Genomic DNA, 18,532 nt, shown 5'->3' with positions numbered 1-18,532 from the left:
TTGAGGCCCTTGGGCCGAGTTTTTAGGATTTAGTGAACGAGCCCATGGATGGGTCAAAAAGCTCATACGAACGAGTGAGAAGGGGTTATGCAAAGGTCTCTATGCGTTTAGTTGCCCAGTGCCAAAGAGATATTGATCAAGAATGATCTCCCGTGAGTCCAGGGCATAACGGGGCACGCCGGCGAAGTTGCTCAACCACACTTTGCGTTTTTGCTATCGGGAGATTTTGGGTCTACGCGTGGTTTCGCAGCTGAAGTTCGATGGGGTGAGTACGGAGATAGTATTGTCCTTTAAGGTAGGGTTGATCATACTTACGAATGTAGTGGTTCATGAGGGTGACGGGAACGATCAGGGGAACACTCGCTTCACGGTAAAGACCGATCATTTCCAGGAGTTCTTGTTTTTCATCGGAAGATAGCTCTTTCTTGAAATAGCCCATCATGTGCTGGAGCACATTGGCGTTCTTCTTGATGGTCGTCTTAAGTCGCAAGGCCTCCAGGAGCAGGCGTTCGTAAGTTTGATAGAGTTCTCCCAAGGCGAACGCTTTCGCCTGGCCCACAAGCCTTCCCATCATCTGGTAATGCTTCGGGCTGTGAGAGAGGACCAGGAGCTTGTGCTTCGTGTGGAAATCTATCAAGCCTCGCCGGCTCTTCCCTCGTGAGAGGGATTCCCGCCATCTTTTAAATACAAAGATGCATTCGATGAAGTTTTCTCTTAGTTTTGGATCATGGAGCCGGCCCTCGTCTTCCACAGGCAGCAAGGGAAAATGATCCATAAAAATGCGTGCAAAAAGGCCAACGCCCTTTTTGACCGGCATCCCCTTTTCGTTAAAGACCGGAATCCGCTCCATACCACTGCTAGGAGACCGGCTTTTAAATATAAAGCCACAAAGATCTTGAGCCTCGAGTTCTAAGACCCGTTTTTTGGCCCATGAGAGCATCGGTTCTGTGAGGTCCCGCTTGGTCCGCCTGGTCACGAGTCTCGGGGCATTCGGATCTCCCTCTAGGTGCATGGCCTCCCGGGGAATTCCAAATCCGGCTTCTACTTCAGGGCAGACAGGGACATATTCCACGTATCTTCCAAGCGTGTCCGTGAGGCACCGATCGAGTTTGTGACCGCCGTCGTAACGGACTTCTTCCCCCAATAGGCAGGCGCTGATGCCCAATCTTATCTTCATCTCCATAGGGATTCCACCTCAGGGCAAATGGAGACTGGTAATCCTTGGTAAGTTGATATATCAAGTTAGGCTCGAAGGGGCAATGAAAAGAAGGAGAAAACCATGCTGGATAAGATGAAAATCCTGGTGAGAGAAAAAGATATGTGCGTTTTGGCCACCGTTTCCAACAACAGGCCCCATTCCTCTCTTATGGCCTATGTGGCTAATGATGCGTGCACGGAGATTTACATGGTGACCTTCAAAGACACAAAGAAATTCAGAAATCTCAGGGAAAATCCCTGGGTCAGCCTCTTGATCGACACCCGCGAGGAAGATCGTGGTTCAAGGCGCTCTCAGGCCAAGGCCCTCACTGTGACCGGCGTGTTTGAACAGATCGGAGACGACAACATGAGGCGCCAGATCCGAGAGGCCCTCATGAGCAGACATGCCCAACTCGAAGGCTTCGCCGACCACCCCGATGCAGAGGTGTTCTCCATCCGGATTCATTCCTTCCTTCTGTTAGACGGCCTAACCAATTCCTACTTTGAAACCTTGCCTTAACAAAAGTTCCCGCCAGATTGACTCCTTTTGATTCAGTCTTAATTTATAAATGATATCCAAAAGAGTTGGCAGGATCTTCAATCACAAACGGGAGGAAAGGTACATGCGGATTTGGGATGTTTCTCCGGGAAAATTGTGTCGCCAACATCTTCTCGGTGAGCACAGGGAATGACACGCTATTTGGGCAATATTGACACAAAGGAAAAGGGGCTATTCCAAACACCCAGAAACCATAAGGTGGCGAGGCAAGCTGAAGGCCCTCTATCTCCGTCACCAAGCCCTTGTGCAAGAAATGAAGAAAAGGGGATATGCGCATCGGAGTCCCCTTCCAAAGCAACTTGCCATTGGATCTGGCAGGCAGACGGCACAGGTAAATTCTTACGAGGAACAGGTAAGCATTCAAAACAACAAGGCATGTCAATGCGAAGTGTAAAAAAATAGGGGAACAAGGAGAGAACTATGACAAGAATCAGTGAACATACATTGGGAGCGCTGGAGATCGAACTCACCTGGAAGAGTGATCTAGCAACCCACACGGAGGTCTATCGCGCAGAGCATGTTAATTTCTGGCGCGATCTTTTCCCGAAGGTCGTCACGAACGAATTGATGGGCAGCCAACCCAAAGATCGACTCCAATTTCTGTTTTCCCCGGCTGAGATGATGCCCTCTTGCGCTACAAAGCAAGTTTTCGACATCCCAACTAAACAATTTGAACGGCGAAAACTCAATGGCCATCGGATTGAACCCCGGATGGGTCGGTTCTATCCAAGAGGTCTTCTGAAAGGCTTGGCAAATATCTATGATGCCAACATGGAACCGTTCCGGTGCATTGGTGTTGACAGATCAAAACTCTCGGTGGACCTGAACCATCCCTTGGCCGACAGGGCCACTGGGCTCCAGGTGACCGTGGTGGATGTTCGAGAAAAGGACGATGAGCGCGGTGGAAGGCTGACGGATTGGATTGAGACCATCACCAATGGCCCCGGCATGCAGGCACGTTCTGGAGAAAAACCAACCGATTTTTTCTCAGATGACCCTTTTATGAGGAATGATGAAAGCAAGGACGCGATCTTCTACGCCAAACCTCGACTCATTACGCACATTGATAGCCAAGCTCAGGCAATGATCAAGGCCCTGTACGGGAGATATCTGCGACCAGGTATGCATGTGCTTGACCTGATGAGTAGCTGGAGATCTCACGTGCCGGAATCGCTTCCCCTTGGATCCCTGGTTGGGCTAGGCTTAAACGTCGAAGAAATGGCCGATAACCCCCAGCTAACAGAATACGTGGTCCATGATCTTAACACAGAACCCCGGTTGCCCTTTGAGGACCGGCGCTTTGACGCGGTGATCTGCACGGTATCTGTTGAGTACATGACGCGTCCCTTTGAGGTTTTTCGAGATGTGGCAAGGATCTTGAGGCCTGAAGGGCTCTTCATCCATACCTTTTCCAACCGCTGGTTTCCGCCAAAGGCTATCAAAATATGGGAAGAGTTGAGCGAGTTTGAGCGAACGGGTTTGGTCTCAGAATACTTCCTGGAATCTGGCAGCTACGACAACTTGAAAACCTATTCAGCTAGAGGGTGGCCCCGCCCTGAGACGGATCGCTATTATCCAGGGCTTTTGACAGCCGATCCTGTCTATGCCGTGTTGGGACAAACCGCCAGTTGACGGGGGCAGCCGGAGGTGTGTACGGGGGTTGTAAGAGGACTCGTAGGTTTTCGTGCCTGGGGTGATTCAGCAAGGATTTCCCCCAAAGGCCTTGGGTTGGTTCCTGGAGGGGAAAAAACGGCCCCATCACTCAGCGCCGACGCTGCCATGGCGTGGACGGCCACCGGACACCGGCACCTTGTCTTGAGGTCCTTCAAGCCTCCCACGTGATCAAAATGGACGTGGGTGATGACAATGAGCTTGATGGTGTCAGGAACAATGGTGTGTTTTTTTAAATACCGAATGAAGGTTCTCTCGCAGTTTACATGGTCGGCGTCAACAAGGACGCCCCGCCTTCTCCCTGAATCAGATAGGCATTGCAGAGGCCGAGCGTGATCTTGTACAGGTGGTTTGCAAAGACTGTCATAAAGGGGTTTCTTTTACTGGCGGATAAAGCAGGCTTGTCTCGAAGGGAGTTGACCAGGCCCTTTTTCTGTTTCGGTGAGAGAGGTGCAGATAGCCTCTTCCATGCTCATGAGGTCCACAGGAACGAGGTCTCGAATACGATTGTCTCTGCAAATGACCTCGTTCTTGAGGCCCTCTACCAAGGGGAAAACAATACCGGCAGGGACGGGCGTTATCAGATTAATCCAGTAGGCAGACAGCCGAGGCGTCAAGACCGGGACCGTAAAAACGAACCGGTGTAATCCGCGCACCTTCGCATAGATCAACATCATTTCCCGATAGGAAATAATGTCCGGTCCTCCGATATCCAGGGTCAAACCCGAGGTGGCGGGCTGGCGCAGGCACCCCACAAGGTATGAAATCACGTTTTCAACGGCAATCGGCTGAGACCGGGTGTTTACCCAGCGGGGGCACATCATCACCGGAAGACGCTCCGCCAGATAACGGAGCAGTTCGAAGGACGCACCGCCCGCCCCGATAATGACCGCTGCCCGCAGTGCCGTGGTCTCCACACGGCCAGACTGGAGCATGTTCGCCACTTCCTGCCGGCTGGCAAGATGCTTTGAGAGTTTGTCGCCTGTCTCGCCGAGACCTCCGAGGTAGATAATTCGCTTCAAACCAGCCTCTTCCGCCGCCTTTAGGAAATTCCTGGCACACCTTCGATCCCGCTCTGCAAAGGCCTTGGTTTCCTGTATGCTTCGGCCACCCATGGAATGTACAAGATAATAGGCAGCGTCCATGCCTTCCATGACCGGCGGCAATGTTTCCGGTTGGAGTAGATCGGCATAGGCCACTTCTGGCTCCCGTTTCAGGGGGCGTTTGATTTCCAGCCTTTCCGACAGGCGAACGAGGCATCTAACCCGAAACCCTTCTTGATCAAGGGCATACAGCAGTCGACCACCGATAAATCCAGTGGGGCCGGTCAGCAGGATGTTTGTTGGCAATGCAGTCATCACTTCACGTCTCCATGTAACGAACTCAAATCATATGTCTCCATGGGTTTTTGGGCTGCCTTGATGGCGTTTTTAAGGGTTCAGACATATGAACCTTCCCTCTCGGTTAAGGCGGCACACCTCCATCTCCAATAGATCTCGACAGTTGACCAGCTCAGGCATTGAGTCGCCAAATAGTGAAATTCAGTACGCCCGCGAATCCGACCCAAAGCAGATAAGGAACAAGCAAGATGGTTGCCACCTTGTGGTGCCGCCAGAAGAGTCCGGCTGTGGCGGCAATAGCGAACCACAGCAAAACAATATTCACAAACCCAAGCCCCATGCGGTGCAATCCAAAGAAAACCAGGGACCAGGAAGCATTGAGAAGAAGCTGAAACAAGTACACCGCAAGCGCCCCCTTGGCCCTTGCAATGCCAGCAGATTTACATACCATCCAGGCTGAGGTTGCCATCAAGACATAAAGCATGGTCCAGGCTGGGCCAAAAGCCGAGTTGGGTGGCGTCCAGGACGGTTTCAACAGGCCCTCGTACCATTCACCCGGCTGAAATCTGATTCCCGACAAGGCAACAATGAATGATAGAGCGAGAAAGCCAATCAAAACAAGAGGGGACCGCAGATCACGTTGACGCATATTCAATGCCTTGCACCGAAAAAACAGGCCCCAGGATCTCCACTATCGACCCTGTATGTATGATGGCCAATCATGGCACTAGCAAGAGCTCTTGCACTTGCACAAGCCTCGAGACACTTTTACCACCTTTCTGATCTTCATGGGTTCACCCCCTTTGTTTGAGTGCCACTCAGAGGTTCGACATCGGATCGGCTTATCAACGTGACCAAAGCCTTACCACCAGTCGAGTCTCCTCCTGATGGTCATATGACTCACTATTTAGGATACGGCCCTCGCCGTCTTTATCTTTAGCCTTAACTCGAGATGAAGTCGATAGGGTAAAGGCGGTATTTTACCCGAGCCAATACGGTATTTTTTGGATCACCGACCATGTAGATTCTCGCCGACGAATCCCAGGGTTCATCGGCACAGACTATGCAGAGCTCATTCAAAAATAGGGCCCCTTGAGCCTCTTCAGAGGCTAAGAGGGGCTTTTTTCTTGGCACTTTCAGCATACCCTTTATAATGGAGTTTTCAAGGAAAACCAAAACCTCTGTACCGTGAACCATATGAAAAGGAGGCGAGATGTCCATGAAACCGACTCGTGTCCGTTCTCTCTTGACATCCAACCCGCTCTCAGCTCTCATTGATAAGGAGCAATCATTCAATCCAGGCTGTCGGCTTTAAGGTAGCTGCTGAGAACTGTGATCACGGGCTGAAACGAAGACGGCGGTCATTCCTTCATAGGATAGTGGGCCGGCAGGGCTGGGATAAGGATACTGGCATGATTCAACCTGAACGGATTCAAGCCTTGAATGACCGCCCCGTTCAAAGGGGAAAATACGTTCTGTACTGGATGCAGGCCTCACAGCGGGCAACGTGGAATCATGCATTGGCATTCGCTATTCAACAGGCAAACGAAAGACATGAACCCCTGTTGGTCCTCTTTGGGATTACCAACCGCTTTCCCGAGGCCAATGCCCGCCACTACACGTTCATGTTAGAGGGCCTGAGAGAAGTCCGCGATGTTTTGATGAAGCAAGGCATTCAATTCGTTGTAAAGCTTGAGTCTCCTGAGCTCGCTGCCATACAACTGGCCAGAGAGGCCTCCCTGGTGGTAACCGACCGAGGATATCTCCGAATTCAGAAGCAATGGCGCCGGCATGTGTCGGAAAAGGTCTCATGCCTTGTCCTCCAAGTGGAAAGCGATGTCGTAGTGCCCGTGGAGGTTGCATCAGACAAGGAAGCTTACAGTGCCGGGATCTTACGCCCAAAAATTGAAAGGTATCTCTCGCGTTACTTGGTGCCATTGAAAGAGATGCCCATCAAAAGAGATTCCCTGGGATTCAAGTGTCAAAGTGTGAATTTGGGTGACGTGAAGGGGATCATCACACGCCTGAAAATTGACGTTACGGTGACTCCTGTGGATTCCTTCCGAGGCGGCGCCTCTCACGGGGAACAACTCCTAGAGGCATTCATCGCAAATAAGCTTAAAGACTATGCTGAGCGACGGAGCGATCCGAGTCTCAATCTCGGTTCCCACATGAGCCCTTATCTGCACTTCGGGCAGATCTCTCCCCTTCATATTGCTTTGAAAGTCCATCAGGCGCGAGGCAAGTCCAAGAAGGCCAAAGACGCCTACCTGGAAGAATTGGTGGTTCGTCGAGAACTCAGCATGAACTTCGTCCACTACAACGCCCACTATGACACCTTTGAAGCACTCCCTGAATGGGCAAAGGATACGTTAAAGGTCCACCAAAAGGATCTGCGAGAATACGTTTACCATTTAGAGGAATGGGAGACGGCACGGACCCATGATCCGTACTGGAACGCTGCACAGCAGGAAATGGTCGCCACCGGCAAGATGCACAATTACATGCGCATGTATTGGGGTAAGAAGATCCTGGAGTGGAGCAAGACCCTAGAGGAAGGCTACCGCATCGCCCTTTATCTCAACAACAAGTATGAGTTAGATGGCAGAGATCCCAATGGCTTTGCTGGCGTGGCTTGGTGTTTTGGCAAACACGACCGGGCATGGAAAGAAAGGCCGGTCTTTGGGAAAGTCAGATTTATGAACGCGGCCGGCTTACGACGCAAGTTCAATATTGAAGCTTACGTTAGGCAGGTTGATTCCCTTTCCAAGGGGAGCTTCGAATAGTCCATGCTGGCTGTATGGGTGAGCCTCTTTGGGGTTGACCTGAAATCATGACGTTTAGATTTCCATATATTGAGACGAGTGGCATAATCAATGCCTCCTGCGCGACCCTTTGGAATTTGCTCACAGACACTTCCCGCTGGGTGGAATGGGGCCCCTCCGTCCTTGCTGTGGAGTGTTCAGAGCGCTATATCCAATTGGGCTCAAAAGGCCGAGTCCGAAGTGCCCTGGGGTTGTGGGCGCCTTTTGCCATCACTGAAATGGATGACGGCCGATACTGGTCCTGGCATGTCTTTGGGTTTCCTGCAACGGGACACCGTGTGGATCGGGTGGACAAGGGCGTCTGCCGGCTTGTCTTCCAGGTGCCTATCTTCGCTGCATCCTATGTCATCGTGTGTCGTATTGCCCTTCATCGAATCACACGAATTTTGAAGAGCCAGTGAAGGCCGAGACGAGCGAAGAAAATAGCTTGACGGCCCTATTGAAGGGATGGTCAATCCCAGATATAAGCGGCCATGGACAAGACGCCATACATAAATGCCTTGTGGAGCAAACGACCTCTTGCCCCCGGGCCTGCCGCCCCTAAAGGAACAAAGAGGGGCATAAAGTGTTCGGCAGGATACGGGTGATTCCTTGACGCAGATGGTCCCTCTTCTTTGTAGTTGAGAAGGGCCTCCTCCCGGCCTTGAGTTATGGCCTCTTGCAGCCACGTATCGAATGCCAAAGCGTAGTCTGTCGCCGGAGAATCAGAACCGTACTTATGAATCTCTGGGAGGTTGTGGGTTGCACCACCGCTTCCGAGGATCAAAACGCCATCTCCTCTCAGAGGCCGCAACGCACTGCCCAAAGCAACATGATGCTTCGCATTCAACTCCGTCTGAATCGAAAGCTGCACCACTGGGATTGTGGCTTCTGGATACATCAACATGAGGGGAACCCAGGCCCCATGGTCAAGGCCTCGGGAGGGATCGGTGCCGGCATCAATCCCCGCATGGCTCAACAATTTTAGTGCTTCTTGGACGAGGTCCGGGTCGCCAGGCGCTGGATAATCCTTTTCGAAGAGGGTCTGGGGCCCGGAGAAATCATGTATCGTCTCGGGCATGGCCGTGGCTGTCAACATGGGACGCACAGCTTCCCAATGGGCGGAGACACAGACGACGGCCTTAGGGCGATCAAGGGTCTGTCCAAGAGCCCGAAAGAAATGGTGCGTTGGTCCCGGCTGCACGACAATGGCAGGCATGCCATGGGAGACAAAAACGCTTGGAGTCATGAAACTTTCTTCTTTCAGAAAGGCTTCAGCAGGGAGCAAAAACCATGCTATGCCTTATGGGCGGCAGCCTCCAGTTGCACAAGCAACTCACTGAGCGCCATATCGAGTCTCTTGGCCTCCTTGAATATGATTCCTGTGTATTCGGCCAATCTGTCGTCCGCATAGTGCCCGGTGGCGATTTTTTTGGAAAAGCCACCAATGGATACCAGAGGATTTCGCAACTCATGCATCAACCTGAGGGCCATATCGTTTGCAAATTTCAATAGCCTAAACGCCGTTGGTGTTCATAAAGCGCTTTCTGAGGTTGTCAGTACGGCAAACTTGACTCGAATTCGCTCAATTCTTCTTCTGTTTACCCCAAAATCAAAATGGCCCACGCGCGATGATGATCTGACATGGATGATTCTGAGCTCATCATCAATATAAAACTCAACGTCATCCACAAATCGAAAGAATCTGGAGGTGAACTTGGCATGGACATAATGACCCGTCACCTTGACCATCTCACTGTTAGGCCATTCACCAATCACCGACAGAATAGCCTTCCTCGCCTCTGTCAAAGTGCCCCTGTAGGTGAGAGGCTTTACGTAATGGGATTTGTCTGAACTCTGTGAAGAGACGCAATTCGGTGAGTCTGGACAAGGCGATAGTCTGCCTTCAGTGCACCCCAAATCTTCTGGTTTAGTTCCTGAGCAGTTTGACAACATAAGGGACACCACCAGTAACACAAAGAATAATCTCTGAAACGCCGCCAAAATGACTGCCCCCTAGTCATCCTCTCGGGGACCAATCAGCGGCAGGATCTTATCAATACGGAAGAAGGCCAGGAAGAGCGGTTCTTGCTTGTCCTCCGAGTATTTCCTCCTCCGAAGTTTATAGGCCAGCTCGGTGTTCTGCTCTTCGCGAATTTTGGTTAGGAATAGTCGCTTGCCAACATGCTTTTCTCCCGCTTCCATAAAAAGGTAGGCCGAATGGGGATTGGACTGTAGGTTGTGATGGGTCAGACGATCCCGCATAATGAATGCCACCGTATCCGAATCCATGACGTGAGGCCTTGAATATATAGCAGCGTCCACCCTACCCTCAGCGTCCGCAGAGGCCAGCACGCCGATGCCCTCCGTATTTTCGAAGTAATTCTTGAGATCCATTTGTGCACCTCGCCAAAAAGAGAAAAAAGTCATTCCGAAGCAAGGCCTCTACACAGAAATTGGCCCCGGCTGGAAGCGCTTGTTAGGAAACTTGCCTCGCAAAGAAGAACAAGGCCGACAGCTGCAGCTGCCGACCCTGTCGGTGAAACCAAAAACAGATTCAGCAAGAGTTCTTACACTTACAAAGGCCTTTTGCCACCTTCTCTACTTTCTTTATTTTCATCAGTGTCACCTCTTTTTTGAACTCAGTTTCGTCAAGGTTGAAATAGGTGTCCCCGGCATTCTTAGCCGGGGATGGAGACGGGCGCTGCCTTGCCAATAAATGACATGGTCTCCTCAAACTTCGACCTCATATCAATATGGGCGTCGTCTATCTCCTTCTTAACGGGGCTCCACTCCGAAGGGCACTCTCTGGTGAGTTGCGAAATTCTATCATCCATCTGCACCACGAGCATGTGCATGTCCTCAACGTTGGGTAAAATCTTTTCTTTTTCAGCGCTTCCCAATTGGTCCAACCTGCGCGTGACATCATACATCTTGGCCTTTCAAGCTGTAAGCTCCATGTCCATAGCTTTGCAATAATCTTGAACGTCCATTTTTCCCCTCCTTTTAGAATTTGGTTGGTTGTGAATTGGCTGTTTTTTCAGGCCCTTCACAGGATTTAAAAGCCTTTGTTGATCAGCAAAATCCTAGTCTTGTCACCCCCCTTCGATTTCGTTGAAATCCATTTTTATGGGAAGCACTGTGGTATTCATGGAGGCACAAGTAAATGGGGTGAACACTGTATTTTAACCCTAAAAGAACAGTAATTGAGGAAGCCGGGGACAGCACTTTTTAAATGCCTGCTCCTGAGCGGCGCCCCTTGGGTTCTTGGTGTTTTTGTGGAATAGCGAGTATAGTCTGAGGTCAAACTTTTCTTGACCTCAGGCCCATAGCGAGGGTTGGCTGACCCGAGAAAAGCAATCAGGAAGGGGAAAATTCTTAAAACGTACTTCCCATTATCTCGACTACCAGCAACGCAAACCCCACTTCAAGATTCAACATCAGCGGTCTCTTTGAGGAAAGAAACCATATGATATCATTTTCACATCTACTACCTGTACTCCTTGGGGCTAGCTGACTCCTCGTCTTTTCAGCTCCCGGGCCAGTTTCGTGAGATAACGCCGGTTCGGCTTGAGTCCGTCTTTGTCTGCTTTCTCAGGCCATCGGTAAAATGCCACGGGGGTTTTGAATCTGGGAAGATAATGTTCCAGATGTGAAACGACTTTTCTTTGGTCTACTGTTTTACCTTCTTGCGTTTTGATAAAAGCCAGGGGACGGAAACCGAATTCTCTGTCTTCGACAGGGACAACCAGGGCCTGTGAGATGTGAGGTAAAAGACATAAGAGGCTTTCAATTTCTTCAGGGCAAATATTCTCACCACCGGAGATAAACATATTATCTCGTCTTCCCAGAAACGTCAGGTAGCCGTCAGCGTCGAGGCGCCCGAGATCACCGGTTCGGAACCAGCCCTCATCGTCAACAGGAAGGAACATCTTTCCTGCCTCCGCATAACCTGTGAAAAAGGTTTTCCCTTTGACGAGAATTTCTCCCGCATCAATTTTCACGTTTCGATAGTCCAAAACTTTTCCAGAACTGGACAGACGTTCCCTGTGGTCCTTCGGAGCCGTTGTGGTCACCTGGGAAGCCATTTCTGTCAATCCGTAGGTGGTGCAGATGGGCAGTCCAGCCTCGTGGGCCCTGGTAATCAGGGAGGAAGGGACAGTGCCGCCCCCCACAAGAACGGCCTTTAGCCGTCTTATTGTTGGCAGATCCAGGCCCTCTTTCAACAAACGATAGAGTTGCGTGGAGACAACGGACAGGTGCGTAATGCCGTATTTTTCCATGGACTCACCGATGTTCTCCTGAACTTCGGGTATCACAACTGTGCCCCTGCCTAGTAACATGCGAAACACGATGCCCAAGCCGCCCACATGGTAGAGGGGAAGGGACAGGAGCCAGCGGTCACCAGGCTGCACGTCGATATTCCGATTCGAACCAAGGGCGCTGTAGTAATGATTGCCAAAGCAATGGACTGCAGCCTTGGGCAAAGCGGAACTTCCGGAAGTAAGAATGATGGTGGCATGGCGTTTAAGATCGACAGCGACGCTATCACATGTTTCGTCTGCATGGAACTTCCCGTTTTCAAATATTGTGTCCAGACTGATTCTTCGGATCTCACCGGACGTTCCAGGAGATAGCCGATTGAGAGAATCCACAACGGTAGTGCAGTCGATTTTTTTAAGGACGGACAGGATAGTCTTCTCGGGCAATCTAGGGCTTACTGGACAGGCTACGCCACCCAGCCTAAAGATGGCGTGCAACAATATCAGATACTCCCAACGGCTATGGGAAACAATGGCAATGCGCTGTCCCCGCGTCAGGCCCCTTTCTGTCAGCCATAGAGCTACGGAGGCAACCATTTGCTCATATTCGCCGTATGAGATGACCCTGTCCCCGGAAATGATGGCCGGGAGGTTGCCATATTCCCTGGCGGCAGCATTGAGGGGGCATTGTATATCAGTCATCACAAATCGCCTGAAGCAGGTCGTGTCTCAGGCCTTTTCCAGGATCCGGCGGTTTGGCAATTTGCAACCTTCCTTTTTCGATCTTGGGAGAAGCGACCAGCAAGTCCTGGTCAAACCAGTCCAGGGTGTCGAGTCCCGCAGGCACGTCGCGCCTGTTTACGGAAGCAGCTATCTGCGCAAGGATCCCTAACCCCACGCCAGACTCAAAGCCGGAACTTATGACGGGCGTCATGCCAAGGGCAGCGGCCGACCGGGCAAAGCGGATTGCTTTTTCAACACCCAACAAAGTCGGCTTCAGGACGATGGCGTTTATTCCCGATAGGGACGGGAGGTCCTCTGGCGCCAGTTCCAGCAGACTCTCGTCTAGAGCAAGGGGCAGGGATACCGTCTCATCCATGAGCTGTTTCAAGAGGGCAAACGTTTTGACGGGCTCTTCAATATAATCAATCCTTACACCAGCCAGCGCCTCGGCAAAAGCAAGGGCATGACTCATGTCCCAGGCCCGGTTGGCATCCAGCCGTAGGGTGGCGTCATCACCAATGAGTCGCCTCACGTCTCGGGTGATCTCTATGTCTTCCCGTATGGGATTGCGACCCACCTTGAGCTTGAATGCCAAGTAACCCTTTTTGAGGAGTTTTACTGTTTTTTCCATGATTTTGTCAGGGGGACCGGTCAAGAGACAGTTTATGGAAATCCAATCGCGGGGTGAGTCGGATATCATCTTACGCAAGGGGACACCGCCCATGCCGGCCACAAGATTCAGAACTGCCGCCTCGAACCCGAATCTCACTGACGGCGCCAGATCGTACCCTTTGAGCCAGGTCTCAAAACCTCCTGACAGCTCTTGGAGACCGTCTGGCAAATCATGCCCTATGACCCAAGATCGTAAGCAGGCTATTTGGCTCTCTGCCTCTGTCATATCTTCTCGACTTAAGCCCGGCAACGGCGAGATCTCACCTAAGGCGACGTGCCCGTTGTCCGCACCAAGCTCTATGATGAATCCGGTTCTGTGCGTCAGATGGTGTCGGCCAATAATCAAGGGTTCTCGGAGAAGAAGGCTGAACTTTGAGATCTTGAATGCTGAAATTTTCACAAGAGCCACTGCTTTTGCTCAATCAGATCAGACAAATCTGAGCGCCGATTCTGCCAAGTTATTTCTTCACGAACCCTAAGGCCGGCGTGGAAATTTGGAAAAATCCGGTTTGCGTTTTTCGACAAAAGCATTACGTCCTTCCTGCGCTTCCTCGGTCATATAGAACAACAGGGTTGCATTGCCAGCCAGTTCCTGAAGGCCTGCTTGGCCGTCACAGTCCGCATTGAGTGCGGCCTTAAGGCACCGGATCGCCAACGGGGAATTCGCTAGAATCTCACGGCACCACTTGATGGTTTCTTCTTCCAGTTTTTCCAGAGGTACCACGACATTTACCAGCCCCATCTCCAGCGCCTCCTGGGCTGAATACTTACGACAAAGAAACCAGATCTCGCGGGCCTTTTTCTGGCCCACAACACGTGCCAAATAAGCGGAGCCGTACCCACCGTCGAAGGATCCCACTTTAGGGCCGGTCTGGCCGAAGACCGCGTTGTCTGATGCAATCGTAAGATCGCACATCAAGTGGAGAACATGGCCTCCCCCAATCGCATAACCGGCCACCATTGCAATGATCGGCTTTGGACAGGTGCGGATCTGTCGCTGAAGGTCCAAGACATTCAGGCGTTCAATGCCGTCGTGATCAGCATAGCCTGCGTCACGGCGCAACGTCTGATCTCCTCCTGAGCAGAAGGCCTTGTCACCCTGACCTGTCAAAATAACAACACCAATCTCTTTATCATCGCGGGCATCGTTCAAGGCCTGCGACATCTCCCTGACGGTCAAAGGCCGGAACGCGTTCCGCATATCAGGCCTGTTGATCGTGATCTTGGCAACCCCTTCAGACTTCTCATATCTGATGTCCGAGAATTCTCCGGACCTCTTCCATTCAATCGGCGCCATAGTAATCCCTTACTCCTTGAGCAAAAAATGTTTGATACGCTCTGCCACTGCAAGACAGTTCTCCACATGCACATTGTGACCCGCCCCGGAGACAATCTCGACTACAGCATGGCCTAACAGTCTTGCCATGGCTCCTGCGATGTTAACGTAATTGCTGTCCCGTTGCCCTGCCATAAGCAGAACGGGTATGGTCAGATCGGGCAGATGACTCCAAAGGGGCGCCTGTGTCCCCGTACCCATGCCTCGAAGGACTCTTGCAAGTTCCGTCGGGTCATTGAGACGCCGTTGTTGGATAATTTTCACAAGCTTATCAGGGTCCTCAGCCAGGGTGGCAAAAATCGGTTGACGATACCATATCTGGAGAAACTCTTCAAACCCGCCTTGTTCCAAATCACGGGCTCTTTTCTCGTCTGCATGCTGCCGAGTCAGGCGATCAGCTTTCCCCTGAATCCCTGCCGTTGCCGACTCCACAATGAGCTTCGAACAAACCAGCTTGAAATGAGTTGCCAGGTAGAGAGCCAGGCGCCCTCCCATGGAGTATCCCACCACTGCCGCCGGGATCAGGTGCAGATGCTCCATGGTCCGCACAACGCAGGTCGCTGCTCCGGGCACGGTGTAGGCATCATCGTCGGCTATATCAAGGCTCTTGCCGTGGCCCGGTAAATCCACGGCTATACAGTAGTACGTCCCGCTCAAGCGTTCGATGACCTCGCCCCAGTCGCATGCGCTCCCCATGAACCCATGAAGAAACACTACCGGCGGGGCTGAGGGGTCTCCATGCGATGCGTATTTGAGAAGAGGCGCTAACGCCATGGCGGCTAGTTTTCCAATGCAGCCTGCATGTCTCTTGCCAGTTTCATATGCAGGTCATGGTTTTCCCTTCGATCGGTCGTCACTTCCAAGATGATTGATTTTTCGCTGTCCAGGGCCTGCTGGTAGCAACTCAGAAACTCCTGCCTGGTCTTAGGATGATAGTAGACGAGACCATACATGCCGGCCGCCTGTTCAAAGGTCAGGTCATGGGGTGTGACAAAGTACTTTTCGAAAAACTGATCAAAACGCGCAATGGGCAGGAATGAAAAAATACCCCCTCCGTTGTTGTTAACAACTATCGCGATAACCGGATATTTGGCGTTAGAAAGATAGTTCAACGAGTTCAGGTCGTGGAGAAAAGCAAGGTCGCCAATCAACAGCGTGACCGGGCGCTTAAGCCCGGCAGCAAAACCTGCGGCTGTGGCCATGGTGCCGTCCACGCCGCTTGCTCCGCGGTTGGCTCCAACATAAACAGCAGCGCTTCTCCTATCGGCAAAGAGATCCATATGGCGGACAGGCATACTACTGGCAAGGAAGAGCCCGTGGTTCGGCGATATGTTCCGGGAAATGAGGTGAGCCAGGACCGGTTCGTTCAGGTCGTCACCATTGCGCGCAAATTGCCGGAGGACTTCGTGCACTGCGTCCATGCTCTCGCGCCACGAAACCAACCATGGAGACTCTTTTCGATCACCAACCTTTTCCGCCAAGGCAAGACAAAATAGACCAAGGTCTGCTTCGACCCGAAAGGTTACTTCATGGCCTGGATCCTGGCGTTCAGGGTGGTCCGTAATCAATACATAATCGGAAGGATTACTTTCACTCAGAAAGGCCGCCAGCTTTTTTGAAACCATGCGTCCCCCGAGATGCAATACGAGTTCAGGACGATGCGTCCTTGCGAAAGCATCGTGACTTACCAGGAGATCAGAATGATGGATGACATTTCCTGAAGCATCCCCTAATCGTAAACCCGAGGTTACGTCTACACAGACAGGCCATCCCAGTTTTTGGATAAGATCAGAAACGGCCGTGCGGTCTTGCTGAGTGCTAAGCCTCCCTACGACCGCGATTCCCCGCTCTGTCCGGTCCAAAAGTTCCAGAAGCTTTTCAAGGATGGCGGTGTCGGCTGCACGTTTCTGTCTTGCGTATTCGGTGTATGGCCGCCCAGCGGTAAGCCAGGACTTCACCGAAAGAAGGTAGTCGTTGAAATTTTCGCCCTGCGGTTCGGGCGCCAGCGGCTCACGAAACATACAGTTCATGTGTACCGGTCCTCCTGTAGCGCCACAGGAGCGATAGACCGCTTGATCCACAGTCGTAAGAACGGCTTCCGGGGGCACTCGCAGACTTGGACAGGGCAGATCTGTAAACCAGCGGGCATACTCTCCAAAGATCTTTACCTGGTCGATGGTCTGATTGGCAGCACTGTCGCGCAGTTCCGGGGGGCGGTCGGCGGTAAGTAATAGTAACGGAATTCGTTCCATAGCCGCCTCCACAACCGCCGGCCACGCATTGGCAACCGCTGTTCCGGAAGTGGTCACCACAACGGCCGGCCGTCCCGTAGCGCGTGCATATCCCAAGGCGTGGAAGGCCGAGCCGCGTTCGTCATAGTGAATCACGCTTTTCGCCTTGGGGTTCTCAGCCACGGCTACGGTTAGAGGCGTGCAACGTGATCCGGGTGCAAGACAGAAGTAGTCTGTGCCGCTCCGGATGAGCTCCTCAACGAGCAGGCGGGCCCAGAGGCTATTCATATTGGGTGCAGGCAATTTCATGCGAGGGTTAGCACAGCAACAAAGTCACTTATTTTGTTTTCGATTTCCTCCCACTCATCTTCCGGAGTCGATCCTTCAACAATACCTGCGCCGGAGAATAGGTGTAGCCGGGCGCCTTCAATGAGCCCGGAACGAATCCCGACCACGAATTGGGCGGCATCTTTGCCGATCCAACCTATAGGCCCGGCATACCAACCACGATCAAAAGGCTCCAGAGAGGCAATCTCCTTTAGAGCCCGGGCCGTGGGCCAGCCGCCCACAGCAGGAGTCGGATGAAGGGTTTCCAGGAGGTCCGCATCTTTCACGCCCTGACGCAGTTTGCCCCTGAAGATCGTAACCAAATGCTGGCATCGCGATAATTTCAGAACTGAAGGATTTTTATCTGAGTTGAGTACACTACAAAAGCGTGCGAGAGTTTTGCGAATATCTCGTTCAACATACCGATGTTCGCGCAGATCTTTCTCGCTTCCGCTCAGTTCGTGCGAAAAGGCTTGATCTTCCTCAGGAGATAGCCCGCGGGGCCTGCTGCCTGCAATAGCCTCTGTCCGGATCAAATTTCTGTCTCGCCGATAAAGTCTCTCAGGCGAGGCTCCGACGAAAGCCGCAGCGGAAGTGGGCTGGAAGCAGAAACAAAAGCACTGCGACGTGTTTTCCTTGAGGGAGCGTAAAAGAAGCGCTGCATTTAGGGGTTCGTTAAACTCGAACGTTGCTTTGCGAGCCAAGACCACCTTTTCGTATTTGTCCTGCTCAAACGAGTCCAAGGAGGCCTCCACGTTGGCAAGCCATCCTTCTTGATCAGGGTGGTCATGCCTTGCCACTGGCGCCTGCAGCTTGATATCCGGGCCTGTTTCCGAAAACGCCAGCGCTGAGAGTTCTGCCTCTATGGTTTTTAGCTTTTCGCTTGCCAGCATATTGCAGGCAAAGGTCGTCGTGCTATTAAGGGTGACCACTTCGAAACGGGGGAGGATAAACCGGTAGGCCTTGAAGGCGGCCCATCCCTCTTCTTTGGGGCCGTCCATCGAAAACCGCAACCCACCTAAATAACGCACACTTCCCCGCGCTCTCGCAATGCGATCATGGAGCATGCCCATGAGCACACGATAATCCACGCCCGAATCGCCGGTAATGACATCGGCTCCGCCAACACCGGCAAGTTCGAAATGATTTTCCCGGTCCGACCAGTAGCCCCTGGAGCCGGGACGTTGAGCACAGAGCCAGGACAAAGCGTCCAGACCCTCAACGCGGACCTCGGCACGGAGGATGACCGGCTGGCGGCTGTGCCATTTAGCCTCCCGCAGATTTCGGATCAGTTGGGCCATGATCGCCTCTTTGATACGGTCTGCTTCATATATGCTAATCTGTTTAAGGGTTGTACACATTGCCGCGAGCACTCGGGAAACCAGCCTTAGATTTGAACCAACTGATAAT

At 52.1% G+C, this 18,532-nt stretch carries 19 protein-coding genes and 1 pseudogene; 4 read left to right on the top strand and 16 right to left on the bottom strand.

Going from position 1 to position 18,532, the window contains the following annotated elements; all coding sequences use genetic code 11:
- Window positions 1-232 precede the first annotated feature (232 nt).
- Window positions 233-1,183, bottom strand: a complete 951-nt coding sequence (locus JW883_08365) for a DUF523 and DUF1722 domain-containing protein (protein ID MBN1842277.1) — start codon at window positions 1,181-1,183, stop codon at window positions 233-235.
- 96 nt (window positions 1,184-1,279) lie between these two features.
- On the opposite strand from JW883_08365, the gene JW883_08360 reads away from it, so the two are divergent.
- A complete protein-coding gene (locus JW883_08360) occupies window positions 1,280-1,717 on the top strand; it encodes a pyridoxamine 5'-phosphate oxidase family protein (GenBank protein MBN1842276.1) in 438 nt (145 codons plus the stop codon).
- Between the two features lie 459 nt (window positions 1,718-2,176).
- A complete protein-coding gene (locus JW883_08355; protein ID MBN1842275.1) occupies window positions 2,177-3,388 on the top strand; it encodes a methyltransferase domain-containing protein in 1,212 nt (403 codons plus the stop codon).
- On the opposite strand, the gene JW883_08350 is transcribed toward JW883_08355, so the two are convergent.
- The 4 genes from JW883_08350 to JW883_08335 all read right to left on the bottom strand — a co-directional run bounded on the left by JW883_08350 (window position 3,358) and on the right by JW883_08335 (window position 6,042).
- Window positions 3,358-3,750, bottom strand: coding sequence for an MBL fold metallo-hydrolase (locus tag JW883_08350; GenBank protein MBN1842274.1), 393 nt, complete (start codon window positions 3,748-3,750; stop codon window positions 3,358-3,360). The two genes, JW883_08355 and JW883_08350, sit on opposite strands and share 31 nt — an antisense overlap.
- A 57-nt stretch (window positions 3,751-3,807) precedes the next feature.
- Window positions 3,808-4,785, bottom strand: coding sequence for an NAD(P)H-binding protein (locus JW883_08345; GenBank protein ID MBN1842273.1), 978 nt, complete (start codon window positions 4,783-4,785; stop codon window positions 3,808-3,810).
- Between the two features lie 154 nt (window positions 4,786-4,939).
- Complete coding sequence (locus tag JW883_08340) at window positions 4,940-5,416, bottom strand: tryptophan-rich sensory protein (GenBank protein MBN1842272.1); 477 nt, start codon at window positions 5,414-5,416, stop codon at window positions 4,940-4,942.
- Window positions 5,417-5,709: 293 nt separating this feature from the next.
- A complete protein-coding gene (locus tag JW883_08335; protein MBN1842271.1) occupies window positions 5,710-6,042 on the bottom strand; it encodes a hypothetical protein in 333 nt (110 codons plus the stop codon).
- A gap of 137 nt (window positions 6,043-6,179) precedes the next feature.
- Between JW883_08335 and phrB the strand changes: the two genes are divergently transcribed.
- Window positions 6,180-7,553: a deoxyribodipyrimidine photo-lyase gene (phrB, locus tag JW883_08330; protein MBN1842270.1), complete on the top strand. Its 1,374-nt coding sequence runs from the start codon at window positions 6,180-6,182 to the stop codon at window positions 7,551-7,553.
- A gap of 68 nt (window positions 7,554-7,621) precedes the next feature.
- On the top strand, window positions 7,622-7,993 hold the full coding sequence (locus tag JW883_08325; protein MBN1842269.1) for an SRPBCC family protein: 372 nt from the start codon (window positions 7,622-7,624) through the stop codon (window positions 7,991-7,993).
- A 50-nt stretch (window positions 7,994-8,043) separates the two neighbouring features.
- Here the strand turns inward: JW883_08325 and JW883_08320 are convergent, their stop codons facing one another.
- The 11 genes and pseudogenes from JW883_08320 to JW883_08270 form a co-directional block, all read right to left on the bottom strand.
- Complete coding sequence (locus JW883_08320) at window positions 8,044-8,820, bottom strand: dioxygenase (protein MBN1842268.1); 777 nt, start codon at window positions 8,818-8,820, stop codon at window positions 8,044-8,046.
- Window positions 8,821-8,867: 47 nt separating this feature from the next.
- Complete coding sequence (locus JW883_08315; protein MBN1842267.1) at window positions 8,868-9,083, bottom strand: hypothetical protein; 216 nt, start codon at window positions 9,081-9,083, stop codon at window positions 8,868-8,870.
- Between the two features lie 21 nt (window positions 9,084-9,104).
- Window positions 9,105-9,527, bottom strand: coding sequence for a DUF1499 domain-containing protein (locus JW883_08310; protein ID MBN1842266.1), 423 nt, complete (start codon window positions 9,525-9,527; stop codon window positions 9,105-9,107).
- A gap of 60 nt (window positions 9,528-9,587) precedes the next feature.
- Window positions 9,588-9,968 (bottom strand): pyridoxamine 5'-phosphate oxidase family protein, encoded by a 381-nt coding sequence (locus JW883_08305; GenBank protein ID MBN1842265.1) that lies wholly within the window; start codon window positions 9,966-9,968, stop codon window positions 9,588-9,590.
- Between the two features lie 284 nt (window positions 9,969-10,252).
- Window positions 10,253-10,564, bottom strand: a pseudogene (locus JW883_08300) (hypothetical protein).
- Between the two features lie 516 nt (window positions 10,565-11,080).
- Window positions 11,081-12,535 (bottom strand): o-succinylbenzoate--CoA ligase, encoded by a 1,455-nt coding sequence (menE, locus tag JW883_08295; protein ID MBN1842264.1) that lies wholly within the window; start codon window positions 12,533-12,535, stop codon window positions 11,081-11,083.
- Window positions 12,528-13,628 carry an o-succinylbenzoate synthase gene (gene menC / locus JW883_08290; protein ID MBN1842263.1) on the bottom strand — a complete coding sequence of 367 codons (1,101 nt, stop codon included), beginning with the start codon at window positions 13,626-13,628 and terminating at the stop codon, window positions 12,528-12,530. The genes menE and menC overlap by 8 nt, the downstream gene beginning before the upstream one ends.
- Window positions 13,629-13,703: 75 nt before the next feature.
- The gene (menB, locus tag JW883_08285) at window positions 13,704-14,525 is read right to left on the bottom strand and encodes a 1,4-dihydroxy-2-naphthoyl-CoA synthase (GenBank protein MBN1842262.1); all 822 of its coding nucleotides are present in this window, start codon (window positions 14,523-14,525) and stop codon (window positions 13,704-13,706) included.
- Between the two features lie 9 nt (window positions 14,526-14,534).
- Window positions 14,535-15,338, bottom strand: a complete 804-nt coding sequence (gene menH / locus JW883_08280; GenBank protein MBN1842261.1) for a 2-succinyl-6-hydroxy-2,4-cyclohexadiene-1-carboxylate synthase — start codon at window positions 15,336-15,338, stop codon at window positions 14,535-14,537.
- 5 nt (window positions 15,339-15,343) lie between these two features.
- A complete protein-coding gene (locus tag JW883_08275) occupies window positions 15,344-17,104 on the bottom strand; it encodes a 2-succinyl-5-enolpyruvyl-6-hydroxy-3-cyclohexene-1-carboxylic-acid synthase (GenBank protein ID MBN1842260.1) in 1,761 nt (586 codons plus the stop codon).
- A complete protein-coding gene (locus JW883_08270; GenBank protein MBN1842259.1) occupies window positions 17,101-18,423 on the bottom strand; it encodes an isochorismate synthase in 1,323 nt (440 codons plus the stop codon). The genes JW883_08275 and JW883_08270 overlap by 4 nt, the downstream gene beginning before the upstream one ends.
- Window positions 18,424-18,532: the final 109 nt, after the last annotated feature.

The sequence above is a fragment of the Deltaproteobacteria bacterium genome, assembly GCA_016930875.1.
Taxonomy (GTDB): domain Bacteria; phylum Desulfobacterota; class Desulfobacteria; order Desulfobacterales.
Note: the sequence above shows the minus strand (reverse complement) of the source record. Positions and strands in the feature narration are given on the sequence as shown.

Coding starts and splice junctions, on each gene's coding strand:
- JW883_08365 (MBN1842277.1), bottom strand. CDS start 1,183: ATGGAGATGAAGATAAGATTGGGCATCAGCGCCTGCCTATTGGGGGAA.
- JW883_08360 (MBN1842276.1), top strand. CDS start 1,280: ATGCTGGATAAGATGAAAATCCTGGTGAGAGAAAAAGATATGTGCGTT.
- JW883_08355 (MBN1842275.1), top strand. CDS start 2,177: ATGACAAGAATCAGTGAACATACATTGGGAGCGCTGGAGATCGAACTC.
- JW883_08345 (MBN1842273.1), bottom strand. CDS start 4,785: ATGACTGCATTGCCAACAAACATCCTGCTGACCGGCCCCACTGGATTT.
- JW883_08340 (MBN1842272.1), bottom strand. CDS start 5,416: ATGCGTCAACGTGATCTGCGGTCCCCTCTTGTTTTGATTGGCTTTCTC.
- JW883_08335 (MBN1842271.1), bottom strand. CDS start 6,042: ATGAGAGCTGAGAGCGGGTTGGATGTCAAGAGAGAACGGACACGAGTC.
- phrB (MBN1842270.1), top strand. CDS start 6,180: ATGATTCAACCTGAACGGATTCAAGCCTTGAATGACCGCCCCGTTCAA.
- JW883_08320 (MBN1842268.1), bottom strand. CDS start 8,820: ATGACTCCAAGCGTTTTTGTCTCCCATGGCATGCCTGCCATTGTCGTG.
- JW883_08310 (MBN1842266.1), bottom strand. CDS start 9,527: ATGTTGTCAAACTGCTCAGGAACTAAACCAGAAGATTTGGGGTGCACT.
- JW883_08305 (MBN1842265.1), bottom strand. CDS start 9,968: ATGGATCTCAAGAATTACTTCGAAAATACGGAGGGCATCGGCGTGCTG.
- menE (MBN1842264.1), bottom strand. CDS start 12,535: ATGACTGATATACAATGCCCCCTCAATGCTGCCGCCAGGGAATATGGC.
- menB (MBN1842262.1), bottom strand. CDS start 14,525: ATGGCGCCGATTGAATGGAAGAGGTCCGGAGAATTCTCGGACATCAGA.
- menH (MBN1842261.1), bottom strand. CDS start 15,338: ATGGCGTTAGCGCCTCTTCTCAAATACGCATCGCATGGAGACCCCTCA.
- JW883_08275 (MBN1842260.1), bottom strand. CDS start 17,104: ATGAAATTGCCTGCACCCAATATGAATAGCCTCTGGGCCCGCCTGCTC.
- JW883_08270 (MBN1842259.1), bottom strand. CDS start 18,423: ATGGCCCAACTGATCCGAAATCTGCGGGAGGCTAAATGGCACAGCCGC.